At 47.0% G+C, this 15,090-nt stretch carries 14 protein-coding genes and 1 tRNA gene; 5 read left to right on the top strand and 10 right to left on the bottom strand.

All coding sequences use genetic code 11. The features are described from left to right. Window positions 1-169: 169 nt before the first annotated feature. Both LPW36_RS14125 and LPW36_RS14120 read right to left on the bottom strand, forming a co-directional pair. Window positions 170-346, bottom strand: a complete 177-nt coding sequence (locus tag LPW36_RS14125) for a transcriptional regulator (protein ID WP_230610649.1) — start codon at window positions 344-346, stop codon at window positions 170-172. A 171-nt stretch (window positions 347-517) separates the two neighbouring features. Next, window positions 518-593: transfer RNA gene (locus LPW36_RS14120), tRNA-Ile, on the bottom strand. A gap of 141 nt (window positions 594-734) precedes the next feature. On the opposite strand from LPW36_RS14120, the gene mug reads away from it, so the two are divergent. Next, on the top strand, window positions 735-1,235 hold the full coding sequence (gene mug / locus LPW36_RS14115) for a G/U mismatch-specific DNA glycosylase (RefSeq protein ID WP_230610647.1): 501 nt from the start codon (window positions 735-737) through the stop codon (window positions 1,233-1,235). Between the two features lie 36 nt (window positions 1,236-1,271). Here mug and LPW36_RS14110 read toward each other — a convergent pair whose 3' ends face one another. From LPW36_RS14110 to LPW36_RS14090, 5 genes are all read right to left on the bottom strand, one after another. Beyond that, the gene (locus tag LPW36_RS14110) at window positions 1,272-1,835 is read right to left on the bottom strand and encodes an NADAR family protein (RefSeq protein ID WP_230610646.1); all 564 of its coding nucleotides are present in this window, start codon (window positions 1,833-1,835) and stop codon (window positions 1,272-1,274) included. Between the two features lie 92 nt (window positions 1,836-1,927). Then, a complete protein-coding gene (gene rpoD, locus LPW36_RS14105) occupies window positions 1,928-3,772 on the bottom strand; it encodes an RNA polymerase sigma factor RpoD (protein ID WP_230610644.1) in 1,845 nt (614 codons plus the stop codon). 166 nt (window positions 3,773-3,938) lie between these two features. Further along, a complete protein-coding gene (gene dnaG / locus LPW36_RS14100) occupies window positions 3,939-5,687 on the bottom strand; it encodes a DNA primase (protein ID WP_230610642.1) in 1,749 nt (582 codons plus the stop codon). A 148-nt stretch (window positions 5,688-5,835) separates the two neighbouring features. Further along, window positions 5,836-6,051 carry a 30S ribosomal protein S21 gene (rpsU, locus tag LPW36_RS14095; protein ID WP_027275017.1) on the bottom strand — a complete coding sequence of 72 codons (216 nt, stop codon included), beginning with the start codon at window positions 6,049-6,051 and terminating at the stop codon, window positions 5,836-5,838. Between the two features lie 256 nt (window positions 6,052-6,307). Next, window positions 6,308-7,921, bottom strand: a complete 1,614-nt coding sequence (locus LPW36_RS14090) for a vWA domain-containing protein (RefSeq protein ID WP_230610640.1) — start codon at window positions 7,919-7,921, stop codon at window positions 6,308-6,310. A 222-nt stretch (window positions 7,922-8,143) separates the two neighbouring features. Between LPW36_RS14090 and tsaD the strand changes: the two genes are divergently transcribed. Then, window positions 8,144-9,160 (top strand): tRNA (adenosine(37)-N6)-threonylcarbamoyltransferase complex transferase subunit TsaD, encoded by a 1,017-nt coding sequence (tsaD, locus tag LPW36_RS14085; RefSeq protein WP_230610653.1) that lies wholly within the window; start codon window positions 8,144-8,146, stop codon window positions 9,158-9,160. A gap of 105 nt (window positions 9,161-9,265) precedes the next feature. Here tsaD and plsY read toward each other — a convergent pair whose 3' ends face one another. Further along, window positions 9,266-9,901: a glycerol-3-phosphate 1-O-acyltransferase PlsY gene (gene plsY, locus LPW36_RS14080; protein WP_230610639.1), complete on the bottom strand. Its 636-nt coding sequence runs from the start codon at window positions 9,899-9,901 to the stop codon at window positions 9,266-9,268. Window positions 9,902-10,008: 107 nt separating this feature from the next. On the opposite strand from plsY, the gene folB reads away from it, so the two are divergent. Then, a complete protein-coding gene (folB, locus tag LPW36_RS14075; RefSeq protein ID WP_230610637.1) occupies window positions 10,009-10,368 on the top strand; it encodes a bifunctional dihydroneopterin aldolase/7,8-dihydroneopterin epimerase in 360 nt (119 codons plus the stop codon). 123 nt (window positions 10,369-10,491) lie between these two features. Next, window positions 10,492-11,313, top strand: coding sequence for an undecaprenyl-diphosphate phosphatase (gene bacA / locus LPW36_RS14070; protein WP_230610635.1), 822 nt, complete (start codon window positions 10,492-10,494; stop codon window positions 11,311-11,313). Between the two features lie 295 nt (window positions 11,314-11,608). Here the strand turns inward: bacA and LPW36_RS14065 are convergent, their stop codons facing one another. Both LPW36_RS14065 and LPW36_RS14060 read right to left on the bottom strand, forming a co-directional pair. After that, window positions 11,609-12,841, bottom strand: coding sequence for a multifunctional CCA addition/repair protein (locus tag LPW36_RS14065; protein WP_230610633.1), 1,233 nt, complete (start codon window positions 12,839-12,841; stop codon window positions 11,609-11,611). 100 nt (window positions 12,842-12,941) lie between these two features. Next, window positions 12,942-13,562 carry a TIGR04211 family SH3 domain-containing protein gene (locus LPW36_RS14060; RefSeq protein ID WP_230610631.1) on the bottom strand — a complete coding sequence of 207 codons (621 nt, stop codon included), beginning with the start codon at window positions 13,560-13,562 and terminating at the stop codon, window positions 12,942-12,944. A 208-nt stretch (window positions 13,563-13,770) separates the two neighbouring features. Between LPW36_RS14060 and LPW36_RS14055 the strand changes: the two genes are divergently transcribed. Continuing rightward, a complete protein-coding gene (locus tag LPW36_RS14055; protein ID WP_230610629.1) occupies window positions 13,771-15,063 on the top strand; it encodes a CYTH domain-containing protein in 1,293 nt (430 codons plus the stop codon). Window positions 15,064-15,090 lie beyond the last annotated feature (27 nt).

The raw sequence follows: 15,090 nt of genomic DNA, 5'->3' as shown, positions 1-15,090 counted from the left end.
CTTGCGACACTCTCCGCTAATTTTAAGACGAACAGTACTCAGTACTGTTCTTAATCATCTCGCCAAAACCTACCAGAGTATGGTGTTGGTTTATTAGCGCTGATTTTGTGGGGATCCCTCAGCGCATTCGCGGGCTTAATAATATAATTGGCTTTCAAATCAACCCAAATTACTTCTGCGCCGGTTCCCACTTACAGCGCACAGGAGAAACAATCGTTCCTTTTTCCTTCATGACTTTAAACGCTTTATCGATATCTTTGCGATCTAACCCGGATAGTTTTTCCACTTCTCCTGCAGAAATTGGTTTACCGGCTTCTTTCATCACCTTCAGAATCTGACTTTCCATTTGATTGACTCCTGTTTAATGTCCATTACAAGCAATATGCTGGTGGGTAAAATTATATACAAGAATCGGGGGCGATTGATAGGTGATATTAATCTTTAATCAGTGGATTTTAGCGACAAAAAAGCCCACTTAACAAAGTGAGCTTAATAACATCTATTCAAAGCGAAAATTTGGTGGCCCCTCCCCGGTTTGAACGGGGGACCAAGCGATTATGAGTCGCCTGCTCTAACCACTGAGCTAAGGGGCCAAGTGGCGGCGATTATACGGTAAACATTATTGTTTAGTCCATAGTTACGTAGTGTGAACGTTGGTTTTATGCACAGTTGTAGAGTGTGACGCTTGCTGGTAGCGTATATCAGATAATGATTTGATATCAGGCGAAACAGCAATGCTTAACGATATTTTACAACCCGGCCTACAGGTGGTGTTCTGCGGTATCAATCCGGGGCTAAAGGCTTCAGCCAGTGGCTTTCATTTTGCTAATCGAACCAATCGATTCTGGCGGGTGATATATCAGGCGGGTTTTACCAAAACGTTGCTAACGCCAGAAGAAGATCGCAAAATTTTGCAAAGTCACTGTGGGTTAACCGCCTTGGTGGCGCGGCCAACCGTACAGGCAGCGGAGCTTTCCAGTCAGGAACTGCAACAAGGGGCTGTGTTGCTTATTGAAAAGCTCGAACGTTATCAGCCTCGCGCCGTAGCCATATTGGGTAAACAGGTCTGCCATCAGGCGTTTGGTATACGCAATGCCCCGTGGGGTAAACAAGAGATGACCATAGGGCAAACGCAGGTATGGATATTACCTAATCCCAGCGGCCTGAACCGTGCGACGCTGGAACAACTGACAGAGAGCTATCGTGAATTAGCAACGGCGTTAAGCATTGTGTAGATGCCTTTTGGTTACGCCGCTGACCCAATCATTAAATTAGCAACCCGTGAGCAACCGCTCCCGCACTTCCATCAACGCAAACCCCAGCAAATTCTGCCCATCCCATAATAAAGGATTTGCCGCACGCAGGTCGTCTTGTGTCAGACCGATATCCCAAATTTTATCTACCGGACTGGCTTCAACCAGAACCCGCTGTTTGGTGTTCAGCAGAAACTCACCCAACTCTGGATGTTGACTGAATTTATGCCAGTTGCCCTCAAAAACCAGCTCAAAGCAGCGTGATTGCCATATCTGTTGATCGAAGCCCTTTACCTGCCTGCCCAGACTTTTAGCCTGTGCGGGCGTTCTGGCGCTTAAAATCTGTGGAATAATTTGCTCATCACCAAATAACTGCGCTTTACTCGCCATCATCCAATGTTCTGCGGTTGCATAGGTGATGCCATCAACGACAAAAGGGGATAGCCACCACTGGCTAAAGCAGGATGCGGTAATAACGCCATTGGCCGAGGGTTGATGCCCCCAAAAATAGAGATACTTAAACTGAGAACCTGACTTCACTGCATTCTGTAATGCCTGAAGTGAATAGTTTCCCTGTTGCATAAATACCTTCCCTTAACATAACGTCATGGCCTGAAAACAAGAAAACCCCAGAGGACTGGGGTTTTCTGACTTACTATTCATCAACGCAAAGATTAATCATCCAGGAAGCTGCGCAGTACTTCTGAGCGGCTTGGGTGACGTAATTTACGTAATGCTTTCGCTTCGATCTGACGGATACGCTCACGGGTAACATCGAACTGTTTGCCCACTTCTTCCAGCGTATGGTCAGTATTCATATCGATACCAAAACGCATGCGCAATACTTTCGCTTCACGAGCGGTCAGACCGGCAAGCACATCGTGGGTTGCTGAACGCAGGCTTTCAGAAGTAGCAGAATCCAGCGGCAGCTCGAGGGTAGTATCCTCGATAAAATCACCTAAATGCGAATCTTCGTCATCGCCGATTGGCGTTTCCATTGAGATTGGCTCTTTGGCAATCTTCAGCACTTTGCGGATCTTGTCTTCTGGCATCAGCATACGTTCTGCCAGCTCTTCCGGCAGCGGCTCGCGACCCATTTCCTGCAGCATCTGGCGAGAGATACGGTTAAGCTTGTTAATCGTCTCAATCATATGCACCGGAATACGGATAGTACGCGCCTGATCGGCGATTGAGCGGGTGATAGCCTGACGGATCCACCAGGTGGCGTAAGTTGAGAACTTATAGCCACGACGATATTCAAACTTATCTACCGCTTTCATCAGACCGATATTACCTTCCTGAATCAGATCCAGGAACTGCAAGCCACGGTTGGTATACTTTTTAGCGATAGAGATAACCAGACGTAAGTTTGCTTCAACCATCTCTTTCTTCGCACGGCGGGCTTTCGCTTCACCGATAGACATACGACGGTTGATATCTTTAACCTGCTCGATAGTTAAGCCGGTTTCATCTTCAATTAACTGTAACTTCTGGATGCAGCGCTCTACTTCTTCGCTAACATCTTTCAGTTTTTCAGACCATGGTTTACCCATCGCCAGAGCGCTGTTAAACCAGTCCATTGTTGTTTCATTGCTGGCGAACAGCGTGACGAAGTTTTTCTTCGGCATTTTACTCTGTTCAACACACAGCTTAAGGATCAGACGTTCCTGAGTACGAACGCGATCCATCATCTGGCGCATGTTGTTAACCAGATAATCAAACTGTTTTGGTACCAGACGGAACTGTTTGAATACTTCCGACAGTTTTACGATCTCTTCGATTGCCTGTGGATTGCTGCGGCCAAACTCTTTAATGGCTTTGCGGGTTGCATCATATTGCAGACGCAGGTCGTTGAATTTTTCACGGGCAAGTTCAGGATCGATACCGATATCTTCATCTGCATCGGAATCATCGGAGTCTTCATCATCATCGTCATCATTATCCTGCTCTTCGCTGGACAATTCTGAGCCTACATGTGTTGCCGCAGGGCCAATGGTGTCATCCGCATTAGGATCGATAAATGCAGTAATGATGTCAGACAGTCGGGTTTCGCCAGTTTCAACGCGATCGTACTGTTCCAACAGATAGGTGATCGCTTCAGGGTATTCTGCAACAGAACACTGGACCTGATTGATACCTTCTTCTATGCGTTTTGCAATGTCGATCTCGCCTTCGCGGGTTAACAGTTCTACGGTACCCATTTCGCGCATATACATGCGTACCGGATCTGTTGTACGACCGATTTCAGATTCAACGCTGGAGAGCACTTGCGCTGCGGCTTCTGCTGCATCTTCATCGGTGTCTGCGGTGTTTTCTGCGAGCATTAGATCATCGGCATCAGGTGCTATTTCCATTACCTGAATACCCATATCATTGATCATCTGGATGATATCTTCGATTTGATCTGAATCGATGATATCTTCAGGCAGATGGTCATTGACCTGAGCGTAGGTCAGGTAGCCTTGCTCCTTGCCCAGGGTAACAAGAAGTTTAAGCTGTGACTGCGGGTTTTGCTCCATAAGACGGTATCCACACTTCAGAGTATTAAATTTTATCGGCCAGGCCGGTAATCATAAGGTAGTCGGGCTATGTTTATCAGCTGTCGCCTTTATAAACAGCTATGCGCAGGATTTCTTACCTGCAATGAGCGGCACTTAAGCCGTTAATTCTGTTAAATCTGTCCAACTAATCTTTTTTTGCCAGAGCCATATTCAAAGACCATAATTCTTTGCGCTCTTCAGCATTCAAACCGTGGGTTCTGTCACGGGCAATCAGTTCTTCCTGGCGTTGCTCTAATACTGAGTCATACAGTTTCGCTAACGTATCAAGAAATGTTTCTTCAACCATGTCCTCTACAATCATGTGGTTCCATGTTGCTAAAGTTTCAAGTTGCTGACTGTAATTATTTCCGCGATACAGCTCTAAAAGTTGTCCGGTGGTTAACCCCGGCTGGGCCAGACAGGTTTTAACCAGTTCAATAAACAGTGGTACACCCGCCAGATTGGTTTGTTCTAACCCTTGTACTGACGGCACCTGCGTTGCCAGATAAGGGCGCTGAATCAGCAGACCTATCAGTATACGCATAGTTGTGCGTTTTAGCTGGGGTGCCTGATAGCTTTGTTCCGTTTCAATTTGTTTCGGCATCAGCTTATCTAACTGACTGTCATCCAGAATTCCCAACTTTTGGCCGAGCTGCTGGCGTAAATATAAACGCAATGTTTCGCCGGGTACCTTGCTGATGAGTGGCAAGGCTAATGTACTAAGTTTAGCACGCCCATCTGGTGAACTCAGATCAACCTGCGGCATAAGTGTATCAAATAAAAACATCGAAAGAGGTTGGGCTTGTTCTAAACGTTGTTGGAAAGCCTCTTTACCTTCTTTTCGTACCAGCGTATCCGGATCTTCCCCATCGGGTAAAAACATAAAACGCAGCTGACGGCCATCGGTCAGGTAAGGCAGGGCGGTTTCTAATGCACGCCATGCGGCTTCGCGACCGGCGTTATCACCGTCATAACAGCAGATAACGTTATCCGTACAGCGAAACATTAACTGAATATGTTCTGCCGTTGTGGAGGTACCCAGCGAGGCGACGGCATAATCAATGCCAAACTGTGCCAGCGCTACCACATCCATATAGCCTTCAACCACTAACAGCTTATCAAGCTGATTGCGATTAAGCTGTGCTTCATAAAGGCCATACAGCTGGCGGCCTTTATGGAAAATCTCTGTTTCCGGTGAATTAAGATATTTAGGCGTTCCGTTGCCCAGAATCCTTCCACCAAAGGCGATAACCCGACCACGCTTATCGCGAATAGGAAACATAACCCGTTCGCGGAAGCGGTCATAGGTCCGCCCATTATCATTAGTCACCAACATACCCGCATCATTGAGTGATTCGCGGTTCTCCGGTGAGCGACCAAAACGTTTCAGAACGTTATCCCATCCGGAAGGCGCAAAGCCAATGGCGAAGCGCTGAATAATCTCGTCACTTAAACCACGTTGCGCCAGATAGTTTCGCGCATCCTGAGACTGAGGTTGGTTTAAGGATTCCTGATAGAACTTAGCTAAGGGTTCCATCAACTGATACAGACTTTGTCTTTGGTGCTTTTCTAACTGGCTGATCCCGGTACCGGATTCATAAGGAATTTCCAGACCGTGCATGGTGGCCAGTTCTTCAACGCTTTCAACAAACTCCAGACGATCAAAGTTTATTAAGAAATCAATGGCATTGCCGTGTGCTCCGCAACCGAAGCAGTGATAAAACTGTTTTTCACCGTTAACGGTAAAAGAGGGTGTTTTCTCATTATGGAACGGACAACAGGCGTGATAATTCTTGCCTTGCTTTTTCAGCTTCACACGGGCATCTATAAGATCGACGATGTCCGTGCGGGCCAGCAAGTCATTGATAAATACGCGTGGGATTCGTCCTGCCATTAAGCCTCAATTCGTAAATCCATAAATGAGAATAAGCCGCGCATTCCTTCCGGAAAGCACGGCATACTTATATGCAGTTAGCTATTACTAGCTTTAGCTACACGACCAACCTGCGCATTAATCGCGCGCTCGGGGTTAACCGAAGGTATTAATACAGGCGGGTGCGGCGTGCGTTTTCACGAGCTAATTTCTTCGCGTGACGTTTCACAGCAGAAGCTTTAGCGCGTTTACGTTCAGTAGTTGGTTTTTCGTAGAATTCACGGCTACGAACTTCAGCAAGGATACCTGCTTTTTCGCATGAACGCTTGAAACGACGTAATGCTACGTCAAATGGCTCGTTTTCACGTACTTTAATTACCGGCATGTGCCTTTCACCTCAATAGAAATCGGTTTTGCTGCTGGCGCTGTTGCCAGCCATATTCAAAATGGTGCGGAATTCTACTGCGAATAGGTGCTGCTTGTAAAGTCCTGTTACCGATTCATTCATCGGTAGCTGGCAGAAAACAGCCCGTCATCATTGTATAAACTGCTACCATCACGTTAGTGTGCTGAAAGTTCCCGTTATTTTTATTCACCCGTAACGGAAACTTTCAACGATCAAATTTTTACTGCTTTAACGCTTATTCGCCCTGGCCTTTTACCGGCGAGCTTTTTGGCAGTGCATTTTGGGCATTGCCAATCAACTGAATAAATTCTGAACGCAGATCGTACTTATCGTCACTGCGACCTTCATTTGCCAGTTTCAGAGTATCATCCAGCGTGAATGTGCCGGTTGATGCCCCATTATCTTTTAACTGCTGGGCAAATGCGGCAACCGCAGCGGCAAAGCGGAAATCTTTGCTGCTGTTATCCAGCGTGTTGTTCATTTGTGATTCAGGAACCGGCAGCTCAATACGCTGAGGCGTGCCCCGTGCATTTGGCGTTTTATAACGCAGATGCATCATGGCAATCTCTTTGGTTTGACGCAGGTAACTGTTAGCTGACGGAGTAGCAATGGAAGCAAATTGCTCTGCACTCCACTCTTCTGTACTACCAGCAGGAATGACTTCATACAGAGCTGTCATCGTTTGTCCGGTGACCACAACACCGCTATTTGTAACATTGCTGCTCTCTTCAGACGGGGCCTGATAACCCAGCAGGCGATAAGCCTTGATATAAGTTGGGTTAAACTCGACTTTCATGGAGAACTCTTTTGCTACCGGGATTTGAGTTGAGCTTAACTGCTCATCCCAGACTTTGTTACTGTCACGTACATTATCAATATACTGATGAACACCGTTACCAACATAAGCCACTTCCGCCAGTGGCGATGGCGTAAACTGGCTGGCAGCAAAGCCCAATGTAGTCAGTGAAATCTGAGAGGCTGGATGGTTAGCGAAAAAGTCGCTGATATCCTGGACGGTGCTAAAGCCTGCGTTATAAGTGCTGTTGCCTACTAAAATGACGCGATTGATACCGTCAGCAATGTAGCTATCTTTTGCCAGCGCATAAGCTTCTGTCAGACGGGAGCTGTCCTGAATGGTTTTTTCACGGTTTAAGCTGGAAATGGCAGACAGCATTTTGTCTTTGTGATCGCCAGTTGTTGGCTCCAGCAGAACGCCTTTATCCCCGGAAGCACTCATGAGTGTCAGGGTATCCTGAGGGGTTAATTGGTTAACCAGATGAGTCAGGCTGGATTTGATTAACTCCAGATCGGCACCCTCTGCACCCACTAATACCACCAGGTTTGCCGCACGACGTTCAGCGCTGGTTTGAGCATCATCAGCTTTAATGGCTACACGCACTAATCGGGTATTCGGATTCCATGGCGTAACGGCGATTTCACCGTTGGCAGCAAAAGGAATACGGCCCTGTGGTTGTGGATAATCATAAGGGAAGAAATTTACCCATTCAGACAGTTGAATGCTCTCTTTTTCCGGCAGGTTTGAACGAGCCAGTGTACGGCGCATATTATTGTAGCTACCGTTATTATCAGCGGCAGAAATCAATACTTCAGGACCATTTTGGGCGCTTGTTTTATAAACCTGTTTAATTTCCTGAGTCGGGGATCCTGCCGTTTGGGCTGGTGAAGGAAGGTCCAGGTTAGGATCGGTTGAGCTACAGCCGGCAAGTACCAGCGCACTCAACAATGCCAGGGAATGGATTCCACGTTTAACACTTTGAGCTTTAGTCATTTCTATCTCAATCAGTAGTTGTTTGGTGTTCATTGGATGGACAAAAGAAAGGCGAAGCATACCCAGAGTTTCCGGTGTGCTGCAAGCGACTTTGCCGTTAGTTTATCGAAATATGTTAGGGGTTGCTGCTAATTAGTGATATTCAGTAGCATTTTTATTGAAGTAGGGGATTCTTTATTCTCAGCTTATTGTCTGTGTTATTATTTATCGCAATACAAATTGTGTGTCTGTATCGCTGTTACAGAGGCACGGGTAATGAATTCAGAGGCTGTTTGGCAGGTTATGCGTATATTAGGTATTGAAACATCATGCGATGAAACCGGTGTGGCGATTTATGACGATCGGCAGGGTTTATTAGCGGATCAACTGTACAGTCAGGTTAAGCTGCATGCGGATTATGGCGGTGTGGTACCTGAACTGGCATCCCGCGATCATGTACGTAAAACCGTTCCTTTAATTCAGGCGGCGCTTAAGCAGGCCAATCTGACCGCCGCTGATATTGATGGTATTGCCTATACCGCCGGGCCGGGTTTAGTTGGGGCGTTATTGGTTGGTGCAACCGTCGGGCGTTCTCTGGCGCTGGCGTGGAATGTTCCGGCGGTCGCGATTCACCATATGGAAGGGCACCTGTTAGCTCCCATGCTGGAAGATAACCCGCCGGAATTTCCCTTTGTTGCGCTGCTGGTTTCTGGTGGGCATACCCAGTTAATCAGCGTGACGGGCATTGGTCAGTATCAACTGTTGGGCGAGTCCATCGATGACGCTGCCGGTGAAGCATTTGATAAAACCGCCAAACTGCTGGGGCTGGATTACCCGGGGGGGCCGATGTTGTCTAAAATGGCACAACAAGGGATTGCCGGGCGTTTTACTTTTCCACGTCCAATGACCGATCGCCCGGGCCTTGATTTTAGCTTTTCCGGTCTTAAGACTTTTGCCGCTAATACCATTCGCCAGTCCGGTGATGATGAGCAAACTAAAGCCGATATTGCCAGAGCGTTTGAAGATGCGGTGGTGGATACGCTGGCAATTAAATGCCGTCGGGCACTGGATGAAACCGGATTTAACCGACTGGTGATGGCGGGTGGCGTAAGCGCTAACCGCACGCTGCGCAGTAAAATGGCCGACATAATGAAACAGCGCAAAGGCGAAGTATTTTATGCTCGTCCTGAGTTCTGCACCGATAATGGCACCATGATTGCCTATGCCGGAATGGTTCGACTGAAAGCCGGAGAAGCCACAGGGCTGGAAGTATCGGTTCGCCCACGCTGGCCGCTGGATCAGTTACCGCCAGTGAGCTGATTATGATTGAGTTTGAATGAGTTAATGGTTACTCCGGCCGTCAACAGGTATTTACTTAATTAAGTACGATGAGCGGCCGGTGAGCTTTACTGAAGCGTTGTTAATTTACTCTGGTTTATCGTTATTTTCGGTTTCTTCGGTCCTTTTCTTCCTGAATCGATCCCATATCTTCCCTTCCTGACCGCGCCATAACCGTTGAATGTTGTCATGATGACGAATCAAAACCAGACAGGAGAGCATTGCTACTGGAAAGGTGAACTGCGGTTTAAACCACCAGGTATAAAACGGTGCAATAAGCGCACTGATAATGGCTCCCAGAGAGGAATAACCACTCAGCAGCACGGTTAACAGCCAGGTACCGGTCATTAATCCGGTAAGATCCCAGCCAATAGGAGCGATGGCACCAAATGCCGTTGCCACACCTTTACCACCGCGAAAGTGAAAGAAGATCGGATAAATATGCCCCAGACAGGCTGCAATAGCGGTTAAACCAAGATAAAGAGGGGAAAGATTCAGCTTGTAAGCTACCCAAACAGGAAGCATACCTTTTAGTACATCGAAAATTAATACGGCTGCGGCAGCCGCTTTCCCGCCAATACGCAGCACGTTGGTTGCACCGGGGTTACCGGAACCATGCTCTCGTGGGTCGGGCAGTCTGGCGATACGACAAACCAACACTGCGCTGGATATTGATCCACATAGATAGGCGATAATGATCATGCCAAGCGCGATAGCACTCATAAACTCGATTCCATCTAATAATTGTCGTTTTACTCTCTGCTAACGTGGATAATACGCATATTCTACCCGAAGTGGTATGCCTTAATTGAAAAACTGAGAGTGATGTTATGGATATCGTATTTATAGAACAGCTCTGCGTCATTACAACCATCGGGGTTTATGACTGGGAACAGACGATTCGGCAGAAGCTAATTTTCGATATCGAAATGGGCTGGGATAATCGCAAAGCGGCCGCCAGCGACAACGTTTGTGACTGCCTGAGTTATGCCGATGTTAGCGAAGCTGTGATTGAAAAGGTCGAAAACGAGCGTTTTGCCTTAGTGGAACGGGTCGCGGAAGAAGTTGCCGATTTATTGATGCAGCGTTTTTCCATTCCATGGATTAGGATTAAGGTGAGTAAACCGGGAGCCGTAGCAGCAGCGAAGCAGGTTGGTGTGATTATTGAACGTGGATCACGTCTGGCCTGAAAGAAATTAGCAGAAGGAAATGAAACTTAACAGGTTGATTTCTGTCTGAGTTGCGCGGTTTTTTAAAATTATTGCCTGATAATCAGGTACAAATATTTTCTTTATTTTGCAAGGGATCTATTGATGGATGGTTTTCATTCGTTGGTCGTAGCATTTATTCTCGGAGTCGTTGAAGGGTTAACCGAATTTCTGCCGGTTTCTTCAACGGGCCATATGATTATTGTTGGTGAACTGTTGGGTTTTTCTGGCGATACCGCATCTACATTTGAAGTGGTTATTCAGTTAGGGTCAATTCTTGCGGTAGTCGTCGTGTTCTGGCGCCGTCTGTTTGGTCTGATTGGTATCCATTTTGGTGAGGTTCCCCATGAAGGGAGAGGCAAGGGGCGCCTGACACTGGTTCATATCATTCTGGGTATGTTACCGGCAGTGGTGGCGGGTTTCGCGCTGCATGATGATATTAAACAATATTTGTTTGGCGCTAAAACCGTGATGTATGCCCTGATTGCCGGCGGTTTATTGCTGATCGCTGCTGAAATGCTGAAGCCTAAAATTCCGCGTGCGGAAGGGCTGGATGATATGACTTATCGTCAGGCTTTTATTATTGGCTGTTTTCAGTGTCTGGCTCTGTGGCCTGGTTTCTCCCGTTCAGGTGCCACTATCTCCGGTGGAATGTTGATTGGCGTAAGCCGTTATGCTGCGTCCGAATTCTCTTTCATTCTGGCAGTGCCGATGATGCTGGGTGCAACCATATTAGTGATGTATAAAAGTATTGGTCTGCTGGTTTGGAATGATTTACCGATGTTTGCCGTCGGTTTTGTCACCGCTTTTATTGTGGCACTGCTGGCGATTAAAACCTTCCTGAGCGTAATTAAGCGTTTCTCATTTATTCCATTCGCTATTTATCGTTTCTTTGTTGCTGGCGTTATTTATCTGGTGTTTTTCTGATTTAAGGATCGGGGCGCGATAGATAAAAAAGGCACTGGTTGGATAATAATCAGTGCCTAAGATTAGTGACAAAGTTTGATTTGTTCAGTTTTGTGCTTTAAAAGAGCCAATTGTCGGGAGACCAGGCCCGACACGCACTGAAGCTAAATACAGATGGTCTCCCGGTCGAGCAGAAAGTCAATATAAGCACTTTAGATGTTACGACCGGAATATTCATTGAGGCCAATTTATCTGCTTTGTTTGTGGCCAGAAGTATCGATTGTTACTAATCAGAGTCATTAGATTGACAGAATAATTAACTTTGCGGCTGACTCTCTTTCCATTTGGTGAGCGCTTCTAAACGACGTTTATTCAACTGATCTTTAATATCGGCACCGGTGAACCCCTGTTCGATAATATCTTTAACCGATACTCCATTAACCACTTCAAAAGCCTGTCTGAGATAGTTTGCCTGTGGGTAGGCTTTTTGCTGCCAGCCAGCCCGACCGCGATAATCTGCTTCGCTGACTAATAGCATCTGTTCCAGTCGATGTGGTTTACGCCAGACGTCTATCGCATTCAGCATATTTAAAATAGTGTCTGCTCGTAGTTGATATACGGTGTGGATTCGATCGTGAAACTCGGAGACCAGACAGGCTAACTCACGAGTGGCATTAGGAATTTTGTAGCGCTGGCAAATGTCTTCCACCAGTTTTATGCCAGCTAAACCGTGACCGTGGTGGTGAGGCCAGAGCGCTTCCGGTGTGAGGCTTTTACCCACATCATGTAATAGCGCAGAGAAACGCACATCTATCTCATCGCTCAGGGTTGCCGCCATCTCCAGAACCATTAAAACATGCACACCGGTATCGATTTCCGGGTGCCATTTTTCCGGCGCAGGAACGCCAAACAGATCATCAATTTCAGGAAACAGAACCGCTAAAGCACCGCACTCCCTGAGCACGTCAAAAAATACCTGCGGGCTACGGGTTGATAACGCCTTTTCAGTCTCTTTCCATACGCGTTCTGCCGTCAAATGCGCTATTTCGCCACTATTGACTATCTCTTTCATCAATAGCCAGGTTTCCGGGGCGATGGTGAAGCCAAGACTGGCATAGCGTGCAGCAAAACGGGCGATTCTCAGCACTCGCAAAGGATCTTCTCTGAAAGCGATGGAAACATGGCGTAAAACACGCTGCTCCAGATCCCGTTGGCCGTGATAAGGGTCGATAAGGGTACCGTCGTCGTCCTGTGCTATGGCATTGATGGTGAGGTCGCGACGTAGTAAATCCTGTTCCAGAGTGACATCCGGAGCGGCATAACAGGTAAAACCAGCGTAGCCGGACCCTGATTTACGTTCGGTACGTGCCAGCGCATGTTCATCATGGGTTTGTGGATGAAGGAATACCGGAAAATCCTTTCCTACCTGCTGGTAGCCTAGCGTCAGCATTTGTTCAGGCGTGGCACCCACCACGACCCAATCACGCTCATGTACGGGTAAGCCCAGTAGTTGATCGCGGACGGCTCCGCCAACAAGATAGGTTTTCACACGCTCTCCGGAAATTTTATCGATTTAAAAATATATAAACAAAACGCTGGCCAAACAGCGCCAGCGTTGATAATCACTTAACAAAAGCATTCGCTACAGTTTAGTTCATCCAGCGATCTTTTTTGCGGCGTGGGAGCAGGTAAGGCAGTAACAGACCTAAAAGCAAACCTACACCGGCAACGCCACCGCCATACATAAACCATTGTTGAATAATGGTACGTTGCTTATCATCCATTTGCAGGCTAATGTCGTTTACCTTTTTGCGGGCAGCGGTCAGCTCATCTTTTAGCTGCTGATTTTCCTGCTTTAATCCATTGATAATGCCGTCACTACTGGCGACTTTTTCCTGCATATCAGCAGTGCGTTTATTCCAGCTATCATCAATATTGGTTAACTTATCGGTCAGATCTTTGACCTGTTGCTCAAGTGCAGGCACTCTTTCACTCAGGCTTGGCGCTGTGCTGAGTTGATCCATAGGGATCCAGGCAGTACGGCCTTTGCTGTCCTGAATCTGACCGTATTTAGTACTATCATTAACAGCCAGCAATTCAACTTTTTCACCGGCATTAATCGTACCTGTGAGGCGATAGTTATCCGATGGACCACCGCGCAGATAGGTATTCAGATTATCAGAAATGTATCTGGTATCAGCCGCAACGGTAAAAGAAGTAATACTCAGTGATGCGAGTAAAGCGATAGAAATTGTTCTTAATTTTAGCATTGTCAGTATTTTTTATCTGTTCAGAAAAGTTACTTATGTAACGATAGTAGAGCCTTCGGAGAGAGTGTGCAATGTAAAACCTGTGTTACAACCCAATAAAGGGAACAAATCAGGTGGTTTTTCCCCCTGCCGATGGCGTAAATTACGGCATTGCTCGCATTATTATTATCATTTGTTATTGTTTGTTTTTTTAACTGCGGAAACCATTATGACCGTTGAGATTGAGCTTAAATTTGTTGCCACTTCTAAAGCCGTGGCGGATTTACCTGAAGTTATCTCCCGATTGAGCGCTGAAGGGGGAGAGGTCCAGCAGTTATCAAATACTTACTATGACACGGCCGATGGCATATTGCGTCACCATCGTATTGGTTTACGCGTCAGAGGTTGTAATAACGCCTGGGAGATGACATTGAAATCAGCGGGGAATACCGTTGGTGGTGTGGCTCATCGAGCTGAACACAATATTCCGCTGTCTTCCGACAGGCTGGATATCTCTTTATTACCGGCGGACGTTTGGCCAGCCGGCGTTGATATTTCGTCGCTGGTCACTTCGCTACAGCCGCTATTTACTACAGATTTTAAACGTCAGAGCTGGCTGATTAAGTTTCAGCAGAGTCAGATAGAAATCGCTCTCGATCGGGGGCTGATTACGGCGGATGGATCCAGTGAGGCCATTAGCGAACTGGAGATGGAGCTGAAACAAGGAAATGCCGCAGATATATTGACGCTGGCGCAACAGTTAACCGGCGTAAAAGGGTTGCGCTTAGGTAGCCAAAGTAAAGCCGCGCGAGGATACCGTTTATTAAACGATGATGCCACTATCGCCGTTACGCCAATGGATGTGTTGGTTGTGCCTGAGCGTGCTACGGTAGAACAAGGGTTCGAAGCGGCATTGGAGTGGGCATTGGCTTACTGGCAGCGTAATGAAGCCTGCTGGTTTGACGGCGAATCACAGGCTCAGGCCGCGGTAACCCATAGTTTAACGGCAATACGCCAGATTCTGGCGCTGTTTGGCGGCATTATTCCCCGTAAAGCAACAGCGCCGTTACGTGAGCGTTTAACTGAACTGGAGCAGCAACTGGAGACGGTTCAACAGGCGGAGGCTGTCTGCTATCAGCCGGGATATCTGCAACTAAAACTGGCATTGATGGCCTGGGTTATGAATAAAGGCTGGCGTATTTTTGTTGATGATAAAGGAAAACAGAAGCTGGCCGGCTCTTTTAAACGTTTCGCCGATATTATGTTATCCCGCTGTAAGTCAGAGTTAAAAGAGGCGTTTAATAAACCATTAACCAATGATGGCTATAATGACCAACAGCCACGTCTGGAGCGTCAGATTATCAATTTTTATCTGCTTTCCGGGGCTTATGATAAAGAACAGTCTCTGCCTTATATTGAAGTCTGGCAGAAATTGTTTGATGCCGAGGGCGATCGTGACACATTGCGCCGTAGCGCGATGGAACAGCCGCTGTTCTGGCTAAACAGTTCACAACATGTATAACCCGTAGCCTAATTTATTTTGTAAGGA

Origin of the sequence: Limnobaculum eriocheiris, assembly GCF_021010575.1 — a bacterium.
Classification (GTDB): domain Bacteria; phylum Pseudomonadota; class Gammaproteobacteria; order Enterobacterales; family Enterobacteriaceae; genus Limnobaculum; species Limnobaculum eriocheiris.
Note: the sequence above shows the minus strand (reverse complement) of the source record. Positions and strands in the feature narration are given on the sequence as shown.

What these genes read in the sequence shown, in the direction of transcription:
- LPW36_RS14125 (WP_230610649.1), bottom strand. Translation starts at nt 346, where the DNA reads ATGGAAAGTCAGATTCTGAAGGTGATGAAAGAAGCCGGTAAACCAATT.
- mug (WP_230610647.1), top strand. Translation starts at nt 735, where the DNA reads ATGCTTAACGATATTTTACAACCCGGCCTACAGGTGGTGTTCTGCGGT.
- LPW36_RS14110 (WP_230610646.1), bottom strand. Translation starts at nt 1,835, where the DNA reads ATGCAACAGGGAAACTATTCACTTCAGGCATTACAGAATGCAGTGAAG.
- rpoD (WP_230610644.1), bottom strand. Translation starts at nt 3,772, where the DNA reads ATGGAGCAAAACCCGCAGTCACAGCTTAAACTTCTTGTTACCCTGGGC.
- dnaG (WP_230610642.1), bottom strand. Translation starts at nt 5,687, where the DNA reads ATGGCAGGACGAATCCCACGCGTATTTATCAATGACTTGCTGGCCCGC.
- rpsU (WP_027275017.1), bottom strand. Translation starts at nt 6,051, where the DNA reads ATGCCGGTAATTAAAGTACGTGAAAACGAGCCATTTGACGTAGCATTA.
- LPW36_RS14090 (WP_230610640.1), bottom strand. Translation starts at nt 7,921, where the DNA reads ATGCTTCGCCTTTCTTTTGTCCATCCAATGAACACCAAACAACTACTG.
- tsaD (WP_230610653.1), top strand. Translation starts at nt 8,144, where the DNA reads ATGCGTATATTAGGTATTGAAACATCATGCGATGAAACCGGTGTGGCG.
- plsY (WP_230610639.1), bottom strand. Translation starts at nt 9,901, where the DNA reads ATGAGTGCTATCGCGCTTGGCATGATCATTATCGCCTATCTATGTGGA.
- folB (WP_230610637.1), top strand. Translation starts at nt 10,009, where the DNA reads ATGGATATCGTATTTATAGAACAGCTCTGCGTCATTACAACCATCGGG.
- bacA (WP_230610635.1), top strand. Translation starts at nt 10,492, where the DNA reads ATGGATGGTTTTCATTCGTTGGTCGTAGCATTTATTCTCGGAGTCGTT.
- LPW36_RS14060 (WP_230610631.1), bottom strand. Translation starts at nt 13,562, where the DNA reads ATGCTAAAATTAAGAACAATTTCTATCGCTTTACTCGCATCACTGAGT.
- LPW36_RS14055 (WP_230610629.1), top strand. Translation starts at nt 13,771, where the DNA reads ATGACCGTTGAGATTGAGCTTAAATTTGTTGCCACTTCTAAAGCCGTG.